The organism is Listeria aquatica, from assembly GCF_014223975.1.
Classification (GTDB): Bacteria; Bacillota; Bacilli; order Lactobacillales; family Listeriaceae; genus Listeria; species Listeria aquatica.
Window position 1 is genome coordinate 423899 of sequence record NZ_JAARRM010000001.1, and the last position, 15197, is coordinate 439095.

Annotated in this window: 15 protein-coding genes; 14 read left to right on the plus strand and 1 reads right to left on the minus strand. The window is 41.1% G+C overall.

Annotation, left to right across the window (positions count from 1 at the left end):
• Positions 1 to 20 precede the first annotated feature (20 nt).
• Positions 21 to 1454 (plus strand): glycosyl hydrolase family 28-related protein, encoded by a 1434-nt coding sequence (locus HB912_RS02135; protein WP_185372004.1) that lies wholly within the window; start codon positions 21 to 23, stop codon positions 1452 to 1454.
• On the opposite strand, the gene HB912_RS02140 is transcribed toward HB912_RS02135, so the two are convergent.
• Positions 1413 to 2570 (minus strand): nucleotidyltransferase, encoded by a 1158-nt coding sequence (locus HB912_RS02140; RefSeq protein ID WP_185372005.1) that lies wholly within the window; start codon positions 2568 to 2570, stop codon positions 1413 to 1415. The genes HB912_RS02135 and HB912_RS02140 overlap by 42 nt on opposite strands.
• A gap of 137 nt (positions 2571 to 2707) precedes the next feature.
• Here HB912_RS02140 and HB912_RS02145 point away from each other — a divergent pair, with 137 nt between their 5' ends.
• From HB912_RS02145 to HB912_RS02205, 13 genes are all read left to right on the plus strand, one after another.
• On the plus strand, positions 2708 to 3244 hold the full coding sequence (locus HB912_RS02145; protein WP_185372006.1) for a YceD family protein: 537 nt from the start codon (positions 2708 to 2710) through the stop codon (positions 3242 to 3244).
• Between the two features lie 69 nt (positions 3245 to 3313).
• Positions 3314 to 3487: a 50S ribosomal protein L32 gene (gene rpmF, locus HB912_RS02150; RefSeq protein WP_036071936.1), complete on the plus strand. Its 174-nt coding sequence runs from the start codon at positions 3314 to 3316 to the stop codon at positions 3485 to 3487.
• Positions 3488 to 3635: 148 nt separating this feature from the next.
• Positions 3636 to 4526: a 2-dehydropantoate 2-reductase gene (locus tag HB912_RS02155; RefSeq protein WP_185372007.1), complete on the plus strand. Its 891-nt coding sequence runs from the start codon at positions 3636 to 3638 to the stop codon at positions 4524 to 4526.
• Positions 4507 to 4890 (plus strand): DUF3397 family protein, encoded by a 384-nt coding sequence (locus HB912_RS02160; RefSeq protein WP_185372008.1) that lies wholly within the window; start codon positions 4507 to 4509, stop codon positions 4888 to 4890. Before HB912_RS02155 ends, HB912_RS02160 begins: the two co-directional genes overlap by 20 nt.
• A gap of 215 nt (positions 4891 to 5105) precedes the next feature.
• The gene (mraZ, locus tag HB912_RS02165; RefSeq protein WP_185372009.1) at positions 5106 to 5537 is read left to right on the plus strand and encodes a division/cell wall cluster transcriptional repressor MraZ; all 432 of its coding nucleotides are present in this window, start codon (positions 5106 to 5108) and stop codon (positions 5535 to 5537) included.
• Positions 5538 to 5548: 11 nt separating this feature from the next.
• Entirely contained in the window at positions 5549 to 6478 is a 930-nt protein-coding gene (gene rsmH / locus HB912_RS02170; protein ID WP_185372010.1) for a 16S rRNA (cytosine(1402)-N(4))-methyltransferase RsmH, read from the plus strand.
• 17 nt (positions 6479 to 6495) lie between these two features.
• Positions 6496 to 6861 (plus strand): cell division protein FtsL, encoded by a 366-nt coding sequence (ftsL, locus tag HB912_RS02175; protein ID WP_036071926.1) that lies wholly within the window; start codon positions 6496 to 6498, stop codon positions 6859 to 6861.
• Positions 6858 to 9122: a penicillin-binding protein gene (locus HB912_RS02180; RefSeq protein WP_185372011.1), complete on the plus strand. Its 2265-nt coding sequence runs from the start codon at positions 6858 to 6860 to the stop codon at positions 9120 to 9122. Before ftsL ends, HB912_RS02180 begins: the two co-directional genes overlap by 4 nt.
• Before the next feature lie 173 nt (positions 9123 to 9295).
• A complete protein-coding gene (locus HB912_RS02185) occupies positions 9296 to 10768 on the plus strand; it encodes a UDP-N-acetylmuramoyl-L-alanyl-D-glutamate--2,6-diaminopimelate ligase (RefSeq protein WP_342354355.1) in 1473 nt (490 codons plus the stop codon).
• 46 nt (positions 10769 to 10814) lie between these two features.
• On the plus strand, positions 10815 to 11789 hold the full coding sequence (gene mraY / locus HB912_RS02190) for a phospho-N-acetylmuramoyl-pentapeptide-transferase (protein WP_185372013.1): 975 nt from the start codon (positions 10815 to 10817) through the stop codon (positions 11787 to 11789).
• A 94-nt stretch (positions 11790 to 11883) separates the two neighbouring features.
• Positions 11884 to 13251 (plus strand): UDP-N-acetylmuramoyl-L-alanine--D-glutamate ligase, encoded by a 1368-nt coding sequence (gene murD, locus HB912_RS02195; RefSeq protein WP_185372014.1) that lies wholly within the window; start codon positions 11884 to 11886, stop codon positions 13249 to 13251.
• Positions 13248 to 14342: an undecaprenyldiphospho-muramoylpentapeptide beta-N-acetylglucosaminyltransferase gene (murG, locus tag HB912_RS02200; RefSeq protein ID WP_185372015.1), complete on the plus strand. Its 1095-nt coding sequence runs from the start codon at positions 13248 to 13250 to the stop codon at positions 14340 to 14342. The genes murD and murG overlap by 4 nt, the downstream gene beginning before the upstream one ends.
• Before the next feature lie 30 nt (positions 14343 to 14372).
• Positions 14373 to 15158, plus strand: a complete 786-nt coding sequence (locus HB912_RS02205; RefSeq protein ID WP_185372016.1) for a cell division protein FtsQ/DivIB — start codon at positions 14373 to 14375, stop codon at positions 15156 to 15158.
• The last annotated feature ends 39 nt before the right edge of the window (positions 15159 to 15197 follow it).

Sequence of the window (15197 nt, forward strand, 5' to 3'; positions counted from 1 at the left end):
AAAGCGAGGGATGAAATAAAATGAATCTTAAAGTTCGAAATCAAGCGAAAATCAGTGCTTTTTTTCCAACATATAGAAGTTCTGAGGGACTTGACAAAGGGATCCGCATGACAGAACACTTATTTGCAAAATGGCAAGAAGCGGATGACAAAAATGAACGAAAGAAAAAACGAAAGTGGTCACTTTCTCTTCTTGTCACTCGAGCACAGACAAACGGATTTAGTCGGCCTGCTGCCATCGAAAAACGCCCGCTTCTTGAAGTTGACTGGCAACCGCTTCTTTTTGCTGAACTTGGAACGCTAAAAGATGAAGCAGAGGAAGTTTCTGTGTTAGATTACGGAGCGGATCCTGAAGGGGAAATTGACTCGACTTTGGCTTTTAAACGGGCAATGCGTCGTGGTGGTCGAATCGTTTATGTTCCAAAAGGGACATTTTTGATTTCAGGATTAAAAGTTCCATCTAATACAGCGATCATCGGAGCAGGGGAAGAGCTAACAACACTTCTATTGATAAAAGAAACCCCAAAAAAGAGGCAAGGAATTCGAAATCGCAATCTCTTTGCTGGGAACAAACGAATTCGTTTAGAAGGCTTTACTTTGAACTGGGATTCCTCCCGTTTTGGGGAAAGCGAAAGAAGTGCCTCAGGAGGCACTTCTTCGAGTGGAATCACGCTTGCACATGTTCAATTTGCCCTTATCAGAAAGGTGAAAGTACTAAATGCTGGACTACATGGTGTTGATGTTACGAGCGCATTTTATAGCTACCAAGGTGACGGAACAACTTCAAGGTTTCGCAGTGCATATGTTTGGATTGACCAAGTTGAAGCAGCCGGATTTGGGGACGATGGCGTCACAACACACCATAGTGATTTTATTTATATTTCACATTGTTTTTTGCATGATCCAAGTGGAAGAGCTCATGAAAAAGGATTCTCCAATTCAAATGGGATTGAGGTGGATGATGGATCGAGACATGTCGTTTTACACAATAACGCCACCGAAAACTGTTTCGGTGGCGTAGAAATCAAGGCGCATGAAACAAGTTCCGCAGCCTATGATACTCAAATTATTGGTCATGTTTCTTCTTCAGATAATCGTTCGTTTAACTTCCGGCACATTGGTCACCACAAAGGAGAAGATGAGGAAAGTCAGACAGCAACTGGAATTCGTGCCACTTTTTTAATTGCGGAGATGCCCGTTCCCACACCGCTTTATATGGATAGTGAACCACGGGCGTTAGTTATTTCTGCCTATAAAAAAGTAAGTATCACTCATTTTCTCGTAGTAGATGAGAAACACACACAAATACTTGCTATTCAGTACCGCGCTAGTCAAGTTACGCTCGACAAAGTATATTACAAAGGAAAGAAACCGGAAGTTCGACTTGGCAAAGAAACACACGATGTGAACATATCAGAAATAAAGCAGTGGTCGGGCACTGAATGGAGCATTTAGCTGCGCTGAATTTCCTTCTAGTAAATGATAGAGTCTTGATGCTTGGATGTCGTATTGAATGAGCTCTTGGCTTGCTTTTGAAGGTGTCGAAACAAGTGGGAGCGACAGTTCTTTTTTGATCGTGGAAAGATATGCTTGCCCTTGTTTCGTCATGCCAAGCAGGCGAAGGTGGTTTTCAGGCTGATCCTTTTTTTGAAACTGTAATAGAATTTGCATAGCAGTCCGGCGAACGCGTGAGGTGCTGTAGCGTTTTGTTGTTGTAGCACGCAAGAATTCTTCTGCTGTTTCTTCAAAAGCAGCGCGTCGCAAGCGGTTTTCGATACCTTCTGTCACACTGTTGATTACTGTAAGAGACTCATTTCGGTCGCTTAAAAGGCGGTAGCGTAAGTACGGATAGGCGCTTGAAAAGGACAAAAGAGGAGTCTGATAGTTTTCTAACGAAGTATAAACAAAACCGGGAACTTTCGTTTTTATAGCAGGAAGGTTATTCTCAAGTAGAAGCTTACGGAGCGCCGTAGCACTGGCAAAATCATTTGAATGGACATCTGTTGCATGATAGTTATTTGTTCGTTTAAGTGAGTAAAGTTTAAGACCAGCTTCTTGCTTTTCATTTGCAAGGGCATAGTGCAAACCTAAAATATTGTTGGGCTTTGTCACATCAAGTTCATTCGTGAAAGAAGTGAGTGTTTCTGTGTAAGCTTCGCCATAACTTAGCTTTTTTTCTGCTAGCATTCGACGTAAAGCTTCTTCGAAGAGCGGACTAGCAGCCAGCTTGGCAATGATGCGGAATTTTGTAGCATCACCATTTTCACTTCCGAAAAAAAGCGCATTCGTTTTTAAATCCTTGAGCAATTCAATTGCTGCTGAAGCAAAGATATCTGCTTGTTGGACAGCAAACCGAACAGGCAACTCAAATACAAGGTCGCAGCCAGCTTCAAGAGCCCATTTTGTACGCAGTTCTTTAGAGACGATCGCCGGTTCCCCGCGCTGGACGAAAGAACCACTCATGATTGCGATGATGATATCCGCTTTTGTTTGTTTTCGCGCTTCTTGCAAATGGTATAAATGCCCATTATGAAGCGGATTATATTCAACAATAATTCCAGTGGCACGCAAATTTTCTCACCTCGTTTACATTTTTGCTTTCTTAAGCATATCATCTTGTTTAACTCCTGCCAAGAAACCGGAAAAAACATTGACAAAAACCTTTGAAAAAGCTATAATAGCTTTTGTTGCGCTTGGAGTGATGAATGATGAAATGGTCATTAAGTCAATTAAAAAAATACCGTAACGAACCTTTTGAAATCAACGAACAAGTTGATCTAACTGAATACTTGAAAGCGAACAATCAAGATGTGCGAGGAGCTTCTCCTGTAACAGTTCAAGGCGGACTAGAAATGCAGGGAAATGATGTGGTCGCAAGCTTAAACATTAGCGGGTCGCTTGTGCTTCCATGTGCAAGAACGCTTGTAGATGTAGTTTGGCCATATGAAATTCATTCGGTAGAAACCTTTGTCACATCGAAAGAAGATCTTCAAGATGAATCTTTCCATTTGATGGAAAAAGATACGGTGGATTTGACCCCCGTTGTTGAAGAACTTTTATTGGTTGAAATTCCTATGCAAGTATTTAGTGATGAAGTAACTGGAAGTGAAGAACTTCCGCAAGGGAAAGACTGGGAGCTAAAAACAGAAGATGATTTTGTTCAAGAAGAAGCTCTTAAGAAGCCAAAGGTGGATCCTCGTCTTGCGGGACTGGCCGATTTTTTTGATGAAAAAAAAGACGATTAGTACCGATCAGGCTGGAATAAATTTTAAGGAAATCCTTAAAACTCAAATTCGCTAAGGAGGTGTATGGAAATGGCAGTACCTGCTAGAAGAACTTCAAAGACTAAAAAACGTAAGCGTCGCACACATTTCAAATTACAGGTTCCAGGCATGAATGAATGCTCGAACTGTGGAGAAATGAAACTTTCTCACCGCGTGTGTCCTGAATGCGGACATTATGATGGTAAAGAAGTAGCGAACGGCTAATTAAACCGTTTATAAGCAAGTGATACGTACACTTGTAAACTTATAAAAGCACGACAAGATACCATGGATCTTGTCGTGCTTTTATTTTTGCTGTTTTTCGCTTAAAATAGTAGAAGATAAGATTTTAAAGCAGACCGGGAGGCAGAATATGAAACCGAAAATAGGGATCATTGGTGGCGGAGCGATTGGGCTGTTTTTTGCCGCGCGTTTGAGTTTATATGCAGATGTCACGGTATTTGTTCGTCGCACGGAGCAACAAGCGCGATTAAATGCAGAAGGAATCAAGCTTGGAACAGATACATATTCGGTAAGAAGTGAAGTGACCGGGGAACAGAGCTTTAGACATCAAGATTTGCTTTTTGTGACGGTTAAAAGTTACCAACTGGCTGGACTCAAGGCGCAATTGGAAACTTTTCCGAAAGAAACGCCGCTTGCTTTTCTGACAAATGGAATCGGACACATTGAATGGCTTAATGAATTGTCTGCTGAAACAATTTTACTTGGAATTACAAGCCACGGAGTGGTACGATGTAGCGATCGAGAAGTTGAATCTAACGGAAGTGGTGCAACTACGCTCGGCATTTGGCGCGGGAGCTTTGATGAAGGATTAAAAGAATACCTAACAACTTTGCCCGATTTTCCGGTTTCTTTCTCGACGAATATTTTTAAAGACATTTACCGAAAATTATTGATTAATACAGCGATCAATCCACTTACGGCACTTTTAAATGTTCCAAATGGTTTGCTGCTTACAAATAAAGAATTTCACGGATTGCTACTTGAAGTGGTTCGAGAAGCTAATCGAGTGTTACAAGTAGAAAATGGTATAGAAGTAGTGGAAGCGATTTGTCGAAATACGGCCTTTAACTGGTCATCAATGGCTGTTGATTTATTACATAAAAGAAAAACAGAAATAGATGCGATCGTGCTTCCAGTTTTGAAGATGCTTGAAGAGAAAGAACTTTCTGCAGAAAGACTCACGATGCTTTATCAACTTATTAAAGGAAAGGAGAACGAAAATGCTAAATTGGACGACTGAGATGTCAGCCTGGTTGATGGTTTGCCCTGTTTTTTTGTTTTTCTTTTTTTACTTGGGGCTAAAGTGGGGACTAAAAAGTCAGCCCCGTGCGTTAAAGTGGAGTGCAGACCTTACCACTTTTTTCTTTATTCTAGCGGATCACTTCTGGATGGTTCAATTATTTGGGCGATCGTTCTTACTCTATATTTTGCTTGTTTTATTTTTAGTTGGCATCGGGATTGTCGTTATTTTTGCGCTTAGAGATGGGGAGCTTCGTCTTGCTCGCGTTTTCCGAACCTACTGGCGAATCTGTTTTTTCATTTTTGCCTTGTTTTATCTCTTCTTTTATCTCACTGGACTTATTCTTGCGATCAGTTATCAATAAATGAAAAAACGTTTTGGGGCAAGGAGTGGGGGTTTTTACTTTTTTGCCCCATTTCCCCCCACCGCATTTCTATTTTTGTTAGATGGCTTTATATCAATGCTTTTAATCTCTTTCTCTCTATGAGAAAGAGATTTTTTTTGGATTTTTTTAGGTTTAGGGTGGAGTAAAGTGGGGAGATGTGGTAAAGTGGTAAATAAGAAAGTGGGGGAAGTCTAATGTTCATGGGCGAATATCAACATAACATTGATATAAAGGGCCGTTTAATCGTGCCAGCGAAATTCCGTGAGCTATTAGGCGAACAATTTGTCATCACTCGCGGACTCGATAAGTGTTTATTTGCTTATCCACATTCGGAGTGGAGCAAGTTGGAAGAAAAACTTCAATCGCTTCCACTGACTAAAAAAGATGCCCGTTCATTCACGCGGTTCTTCTTTTCTGGGGCTTCTGAATGTGAACTTGATAAGCAGGGACGGATTAATATTCCACAAACGCTGTTAAGTTATGCAGACCTTGAAAAGGAATCAGTGATTATCGGAGTTTCCAATCGTGTGGAAATTTGGAGTAAGCCGGAATGGGAGGCTGCTTTTGAAGAAGCCGAAGAATCCTTTGCGGATATTGCTGAAAATATGATTGGATTCGATATTTAAGGAGGGCTAAAATGTTTCAACATGAAACAGTTTTGCTGCATGAAACAGTAGATCAATTAGAGATAAAAAAAGATGGGGTTTATGTAGATGCAACACTTGGTGGTGCAGGGCATACGTCTTATCTGCTCAGTCAGCTTGGCGAAGAAGGACGCGTTTATGCGTTCGATCAAGATGATGTGGCCATTCAAAATGCTAAAGAAAATTTAAGCGATCCTCGTCTTACACTCATTAAAGCGAATTTTCGCGAGCTAAAACTGGAGCTTCTTGCAAAAGAAGTAAAGGAAGTAGACGGTATTTTATATGATCTTGGGGTATCTTCACCGCAACTTGATGAGCGTGAGCGTGGATTTAGTTATCACAACGACGCCGCACTTGACATGCGAATGGATAGAACTCAGGAACTTTCGGCAAAAACAGTTGTGAATGAATGGAGCTATGAACAGCTAGTTCGAATTTTTTTTCGCTACGGTGAAGAAAAGTTTTCGAAACAAGTGGCACGTGAAATCGAGCGACGCCGAGAAAATGCTCCTATTGAAACGACGGGGGAACTTGTGGATATTATTAAGACGGCGATTCCAGCGCCAGCAAGGCGAAAAGGTGGGCATCCAGCAAAACGGATTTTCCAAGCCATTCGAATTGCTGTGAATGATGAATTGTCGGCTGTTGAAGACTCTCTTACTGATGCTCTTACGCTACTTAAAAAAGGCGGAAGGATTAGTGTTATTACTTTTCACTCGCTAGAAGATCGGATTGTGAAACAAATTTTTCAAGAGGCAGCGAAAGGACCAGAAGTACCACGAGGATTACCGGTTTTGCCTGATGAATATCAACCAGATTTCAAACTGGTCGAAAGGAAACCGATTCTGCCGAGTGTCGAAGAGATTGAACATAATAATCGGGCGCGTTCTGCAAAATTGCGCGTCATTGAAAAAATCAAATGATGTAGGAGATGGTTTATGTGAGTAATGTAGCCTACAAATCCAATTTGGAACCAAAGCGTATACATACTGAACACACAGAAGAACAAAAACAAATACTTGTCAAACGTAAGCGTGTGACAACAGGTGAAAAAATAATCGTTGCGATTGCAATCGTAGTAGTGGCTGTCATCGCTTTTCAAATTATTCGAGTACAAGCAAGCATTTATGATGTTAATCAAAGTGTAGAAACGACAGAATCTAAACTTTCTGATCAAGAAAAAAACAATGCAGATTTGAAAGTGCAAGTGAACGATTTGGGTCGCTATGAACGGATTCTTCAAAAAGCAAAAGAAAAAGGCTTGAAACTTGATGGTGATAACGTGAAAGTAGTAGATGGCAAATGAATCGGCGCAGAGGAAATATGAGGAGAGGCGCATTAGCTCTTTTTGTCTTTTTCACTGCGCTTTTCCTCGTTCTTACGGGACGCTTTTTATACATTCAAATTCGTGGTGTGGTGAACGGGGAACCGCTTGCTGCACTTGCTAGTAAGCAACATGCAAAAAGCGAAGTTATTGAAGCAAAACGTGGTTCGATTATTGACCGGAATGGGGAAGTGCTTGCTGAGGATACGGCTACTTATACACTTGCTGCTGTTGTTTCCGATCGGTTATCTAAAACGGATAAAAATCCGATGTATGTGACGAATAAGGAAAAAACGGCTGAAGTGCTTAGCAAATATATCGCGATGTCAAAGGCGGATATTTTGAAGCAATTAAATAAGAAAAAAGTTTACCAAGTCGAATTCGGAAAAGCGGGGAAAAATCTCTCTGTTGAAACGAAAAAGAAAATTGAAAAAGAAGATTTGCCAGGTTTGATTTTCACTCGACAAGCGGAACGATTTTATCCAAATGGAACGTTTGCTACACAATTAATTGGGTTTGCGCAGCAAACAGAGGGCCAAAGTGGAGAAAGTTCACTCGTTGGAAAGATGGGTATTGAAAAAAGTTATAATTCGGCGCTAACTGGAGAAAATGGCAAGTTAAAATATAGCACAGATCGGATGGGTTATATTTTGCCGAATGCAGATAAAAATGTTGAAAAGGCAAAAGATGGTAGCCAAATTGAACTGACGCTAGATAAAAAAATTCAAACCTTTTTAGAGGATACGATGACAACGGTAAATGCCAAATATAAGCCTAAAAATATGATGGCAGTTGTGATGAATCCAAAGACAGGGGAAATTCTAGCAATGAGCCAGCGTCCTTCATTCAACCCGACAACAAAAGCGGGCTTAAATGAACAATCAGCTGGGGTTTGGCAAGATTTACCTGTCGAATATGCCTATGAGCCAGGCTCTGTTATGAAGATTTTTTCACTGGCATCCGCGATTGATACAGGTGTATACAATCCGAATGCGTACTTTAAGTCTGGGATTTACAAGGTTGGAGATATTCCTATTCATGACCATAATGGTGGAGTAGGTTGGGGCACAATTCCTTATCGGGAAGGAGTCGAGCGCTCAAGTAACGTTGCTTTTGCTACTTTGTTAAGCAAGATGGGGACGGATACGTTTGAAAAATATTTGACGAAATTTGGCTTCGGAAAGAAAACAGGGATTCAGCTTCCAAATGAAGCAACTGGAAAAATTCTTTATCACTATCCGGTCGAAAAAGTAACCACGGTTTTTGGTCAAGGGACTACTGTTTCGATGATGCAAATGCTACAAGGTGCTTCGGCTATTGCGAGCGATGGAAAAATGAAATTGCCGTATGTGGTTTCTTCGGTGAAGGATCCAAATACCAATCAAACAACCAAAACGCAAATGAAAGTCACGGGGAACCCGATTAGCGAAGCAACGGCTAAGCAAACTCGAGAAGAGTTAGAACAAGTAGTGAGTGGGGAACACGGCACAGGGAAACTTTATGCCATCCCGGGTTATTCAGTTGCTGGTAAAACAGGGACTTCGCAAATTGCGGATCCAACTTCTGGGAAATATATGACTGGAAAAAACAATTATATATTTTCGTTTATGGGGATGGCTCCAGCAAATGATCCGGAGATCGTGATGTATGTGACCATGCAGCAACCGCAACTTTCTGATACTGAAACGGGTGGAGAAGCTGTTTCTGAGGTCTTTAATCCAGTTATGAAAAATAGTTTGCAGTACTTAAATATTAAACCGGCTGCTGAGAAGAAGCTTTCGAAGATCACCATGAAAGATTACACTGGAAAATCAGTAGCTGAAGCGAAAAAAGCAGTAGAACAAGATCAATTAACACCAATTGTGATCGGAAATGGTAAAAAAATTGTGCAACAGCTTCCTAAAGTGGGAGAGACAATTCTTGAAGGTCAAAAAGTGATTTTGATGACCGATGGAGATATGACCGTTCCAGACATGCAAAACTGGTCGCGTGAAGATGCACTCAAGGTTTCAGAAATCACGGGGATTCCATTTAGCTTTAGTGGAAGTGGATACGTGACAAAACAAAGTGCAGCTGCTGGGACGATTTTAAATAATGACACGGAGCTTAAGCTCGAACTTGCTACTCCTGATTCTATTGAAGCTTTTACGCAGAACAATGATGATTCAGATAAGGAAAAGGTCAAGCAAGACACGAATATTCAAGAAAATCAAGGTGTAGGAGACCTTTTGACGGGTCAATGATTTTTGCCTAGTAGGTATTCTGGCTTCTTTGTCAGAGAAGCCAGAATACCTATTTTACTGGGCTTTAGGTCATATAGAAATGCTTATTACTTTTTGCTAAGATAGAAAAGGAGATTTTTTGTCTTATTTATTTTAGGAAAGAGCGAAAAGCAAGCTTAAAGGAGATGGAAGTTGTGAAGTTAGAGAAGCTATTAAGTGTGCTGCCGCTTTATTATAGCGATGATAAGTTGCCGGAGATAGATATTGAAAAAATAGAACAGGACAGCCGTGAAGTAACACCAGGTACTTTTTTTGTTTGTATTGACGGGGAAGTAATCGATGGTCATGAATTTGCTAAGGCGGCTGAAGAAAAGGGAGCAAGTGTTATTTTGGCGGAACGTGAGGTACCTGTATCGATTCCCGTGATTCGTGTTCAAGACACAAAGCGTGCACTCGCGCTTCTTGCCGATCATTTTTACGGTTCGCCAAGTCAGAAAATGCGCATGATTGGTGTAACGGGAACAAATGGGAAAACGACAGTTACTCATTTAATCGACCAAATTTTGCGGGCACAAGGTGAAAAGACGGGGCTCATCGGTACGATGTATATGCGCATTGCTGAGCGCACGATCGAAACTAAAAACACCACGCCGGGAAGTTTAACGCTTCAACAAGTTTTTTCTGATATGAAAAAGGCTGAGGTAACGAATGTGACGATGGAAGTTTCAAGTCACGCACTCGTTCAAGGCCGTGTTCACGGAACGGACTATGATGTGGCAGTTTTTACGAATCTTTCACAAGATCACTTGGACTACCACAAAACAATGGAAGCTTATGCCCATGCTAAAAGCTTGTTGTTTGCGCAACTTGGCAATAAGTTCCAAAAGGAAGCCCCAAAAATAGCCGTGCTCAATGCGGATGACCCGGCTTCAGAAACGATGCGAGAAGCAACGGCTGTCCCTGTCATTACTTATGGAATTGACCATGATGCTGATTTTAGAGCGAAAAATATTGAAATTACAAGTAAAGGATCGACTTTCGATTTAGTTTCAAAAACAGGTACTCAGAAAGTGCACATTCAAATGATCGGTAAATTTAGTATCTATAATGTCCTTGCGGCGCTTGCGACTTCGTTTGCACTTCAAATTCCTGAAAAAGAAGCTATCCAAACGCTTGGGGAAATAAAAGGCGTTGCAGGACGCTTTGAACTCGTTCATGCGGGACAAGATTTTCCGGTTATTGTCGATTATGCGCATACACCAGATGGTTTGTTGAATGTGCTTGAAACAGTAGACGAATTTGCTGAAAAACGTGTATTTGTCGTTGTAGGTTGTGGCGGCGATCGTGACAAAGGCAAACGACCGAAGATGGCAAAAATCGCAGTTGAGTATGCGACAGATCCTATTTTCACATCAGATAATCCACGGACAGAAGACCCGCGAACAATTATTAGTGATATGGAAAAAGGTGTAGAAGGAAAAGACTATGTTGTACGAGTAAACCGCCGGGAAGCGATTCAGTATGCGATTGAACAAGCTGAAGCTCACGATGTGATTTTAATTGCCGGAAAAGGTCATGAAGATTATCAAATCATCGGAACGGAAAAAATCGATTTTGACGATCGTGTGGAAGCGCGATTAGCTATTGAAAAAAAACTAGAACTTTAATACAATAAATAACAGTTTTAAAGAAAAAGATTGGGGAGAAATCATTGTGTCATTTTATATGTTATTCACCACGCTTGCGATTGCGTTCATTTTAACGGTAGCTTTTGTACCGGTCTTAATTCCATTTTTAGTGAAGCTGAAGTTTGGTCAAAGTATCCGCGAAGAGGGACCGAAGATGCATGCTCAAAAATCTGGAACACCAACGATGGGGGCGGTTGTTTTCTTGACAGCCATCATGTTTAGTTATTTGATTATGAGCTTCATCACTAATTCTTTCAGTTTAACAACCGGGTTGCTGTTTATTGCAATCGCGCTTTATGGTGCACTTGGATTTCTCGATGATTATATTAAAGTAGTTAAGAAACGCAATTTAGGTTTAACGTCCAAACAGAAATTTCTTGGACAAGTAGCGATCGCTGTCCTTTTTTTCCTCGTTTATCATTTTGGAGATTTTTCGGAAACACTACGCATTCCATTTACACAAACAGAAATTGACTTAGGCTGGTTTTTCTTACTATTTGTTTTGTTCTGGCTGGTTGGCTTTTCAAACGCGGTCAATTTAACCGACGGACTAGACGGACTCGTTTCTGGACTTTCGAGCATCGCTTTTGCCGCGTTTGGCGTTATCGCGATTGTGCAAAATCAGTTTGAAGTCGCTTTGTTTTGCTTTGCTGTAGTTGGAGGAATGCTTGGTTTTCTATTATTTAACAAGAACCCTGCGAAAATATTTATGGGCGATACCGGTTCGCTTGCGCTCGGTGGGACACTTGCAGCCGTTTCAATTTTGCTTAAACAAGAGTGGCTTCTGCTTCTCATCGGAATCGTTTTTGTTGTTGAAACGGCATCCGTGATTTTACAAGTTTCTTATTTCAAATTGACACACGGCAAGAGACTATTTCGCATGACACCCATCCACCATCATTTTGAACTTGGTGGTTGGAATGAGTGGCGTGTTGTTCTTACATTTTGGGGAGTAGGTTTACTTGCTGCAGTTGCAGCCATTTTAATGGTACAGTTATAAATGATTTTAGCGTCTCTAAAGGCTCATTTTTAGCCGTTTAGCTGGCGCTTTCAGTCGTTTTTAGCAAAAAAGGGAAATATCGGAGGCTAACAAAATGAAAAATATTGAAATGTATTATCATAAGAAGGTACTGGTTCTAGGGCTTGCCAAAAGTGGTGTGAGCGCTGCAAGCTTGCTCCATAAGTTAGGCGCTTTTGTCACAGTTAATGATCAAAAGCCATTTAGTGAAAATCCAGAAGCGCAAGGATTGCTTGAGCAAGGCATTAAAGTCATTTGTGGAAGCCATCCAACAGAACTTTTGGATGAAGGTTTTGAACTACTTGTGAAAAATCCGGGGATTCCTTATAACAATCCAATGGTTGCAAAAGCTGAACGTCTTGGAATTCCTGTTATTACAGAAGTGGAGCTGGCTTATCAGATCTCTGAGGCGCCGATTATTGGGATTACAGGAACGAATGGTAAAACAACAACGACAACGATTATTGACCGGATGCTAAATGAAATGGTGGCAGGCAAGTCACTTCTTGCTGGAAACATTGGCTTTCCTGCATCAGCTGTTGCGGAAAATGCCACAAGCGATCAGTGGATTACAATGGAACTCTCTTCTTTCCAACTGATGGGCGTTACTACATTTAGGCCTAAAATTTCGGTTATCACAAACATTTACGAAGCGCATCTGGATTACCACAAGACGCGGGAAGAATATGTGGCCGCTAAGTGGAATATTCAAAAGAACCAAACGAAAGAGGACGTCCTTGTAATTAATTGGGACCAAGAAGAGCTTCAAGGGCTCACTCGGAAAACAGCAGCACGTGTCATTCCGTTTTCAACGACACAGCGCCTTTCTGAAGGAGCCTATGTACAAAATGATCAGCTGATGTTCAATGATGAAGTGATCGGTTCTAGGGAAGATATCCTTCTTCCGGGTGAGCATAATCTTGAAAATATCTTGGCTGCAATTGCCACAGTGAAAACGATTGGCGTTTCAAATGATGCCATTATGACCGTTCTTAGAACCTTTAAAGGTGTGCCACACCGTACTCAGTTTGTAACCGAATTTAATGGACGTAAATTTTATAACGATTCAAAAGCAACGAATATTTTAGCGACGCAAAGTGCACTAAAAGGTTTCAAGCAACCGGTAGTCCTTCTTGCTGGTGGACTAGATCGCGGAAATGAATTTGATGAATTAATGCCATTTTTACGAAATGTGAAAGACGTAGTTGTTTTTGGTGAAACAGCGGATAAAATCGCGCGAGTAGCTAAGGAAGCAGGGACGAGCGTTCATTATGTCGCTGATGTTGAAGCGGCTGTTCCAGTTGCTTATAAAGCATCTCAACCAGGAGATGTCATTTTACTTTCACCTGCTTGTGCAAGTTGGGATCAATATCGAACTTTTGAAGTGCGAGGGAATGCTTATATGCGGGCTATTCGCGCACTGACTGATGAGGTGGAAAAATGAAGATTGTACTAACAGGCGGCGGTACGGGAGGCCACATCTTCCCCGCACTTGCCTTCATCCGAGAATGTAAAAAAGAATATCCAGATGCTGAGTTTTTATACATTGGCACCTCAAAAGGTCTTGAAGCGGATCTTGTCCCGCGGGAAGGCATTGCGTTTGAAGCTATTGAGATTACTGGTTTTAAACGTTCGCTGTCACTGGAGAACTTTAAGACAGTTGCCCGATTCTTTAAAGGGACAAAAAAAAGCAAGGAAATTTTGCGTCGATTTAATCCAGACTGTGTGATTGGAACAGGCGGTTACGTTTGCGGGCCAGTCGTTTATGCTGCAAGTAAATTGAAAATCCCAACGATTATTCATGAGCAAAATAGTGTTGCGGGACTTACCAATAAATTTTTAAGTCGTTACGTTGATAAAATCGCCATTTGTTTCGAAGAAGTTAGCGATTCGTTTCCGTCAGAAAAAATTGTGTTTACAGGAAATCCCCGGGCTTCCGAAGTGGTGAATATCGAAGCGACGGATGTGCTTAAATCCTATCAATTAGACAGCGCCAAACCGACCGTTCTTGCTTTCGGGGGGAGTAGAGGTGCGAGACCACTTAATGAAGCAGTCTGGAAAATCTTGCCAGAGTGGAAAGATAAGGACTATCAGCTGCTTTATGTGACCGGAAATGTGCACTATGAAAAAATAAAAGAAGAACTTCAAACCCTTGATTTGGGTGAAAATATCAGTGTGGTTCCTTTCGTCTACAATATGCCAGAAGTTTTAAACGAAGTCGAACTTGTCATTTCGCGAGCAGGTGCGACAACCATTGCGGAATTGACTTCACTTGGTGTGCCGAGTATTTTAATTCCGAGTCCGTATGTAACGGCTAATCATCAAGAAAAAAATGCTCGTTCTCTTGAAAAAAGCGGGGCTAGCGTCGTGATTACAGAATCTGAGCTAGGACAAACGGATTTGATGGCACAAATTGATGCGATTATGTCGGACAAGCCAACACTTGATGAGATGGCTTTTCACGCGCGCGAGCTTGGTGTGCCAGATGCAGCTAAGCGACTAGTAGAACTGGCGACAAGCCTCATGAAAGCATAATGGGACTAGGGCAAAGGAGGCAAGATTTAAATGGCGAAAAATAAAAAAGTGGTTTCCATTGAAAGCCGCATTCCAGAATTGAAGAAGTATCGCAAGAAAAGATTGGTGCGCCATTTAATTCTTCTGATTGGCTTCTTTGTTCTTCTGATTCTTGCAACTTTGTATTTTTTATCTCCGGTTAGTAAAGTGGAAACAATTTATGTGTCGGGAAACCGTGAGCTAACGGAGCAAGATGTGCGGTCAGATAGTGGTGTTCGAAAAGGCGACTATATGATTGCTACAAATAATAAAAACGTAGCGGAACAACTTGAAAAAAATAAAATGATTAAAAAAGCTGTTGTTGAAAAAAGCGGACTACGTGCAATTAAAATCAGAATTACCGAGTATAAAACGATTGGTTACGAGCCAAAAGATGGCTTTTACTACGAGATCTTGGAAAATGGCGAGTTGCTACTGGAACGAGCTAGAAAATTCCCGATTGGAAATCGTGTGCTCTTTTTCAATTTTAAAAATGATGACGTGTTGAAAGATATGGTGAAGGAATGGAAAGAGCTACCGACAAGTGTTCAAAATGCTGTATCGGAGATTCATCTGAAGCCTGTAAAGAGTGACTCTGAGCATATTTTATTGTACATGAATGATGGCAATCAGGTAACAGCAACTATTCACGGGTTTGCGGATAAAATGAGTTATTATCCTTCCATTTCTGCTCAACTGAACAACGGACAAAAAGGTGTTATTGATCTTGAAGTAGGGGCATATTTTGAAAGCTATTATAAAAAGAAACAAGAAAAGGAAAAGGCAGATTCAGAATGATTCTATAGATAATCCATCTAAAAGGGGGTCGTTTGTTCC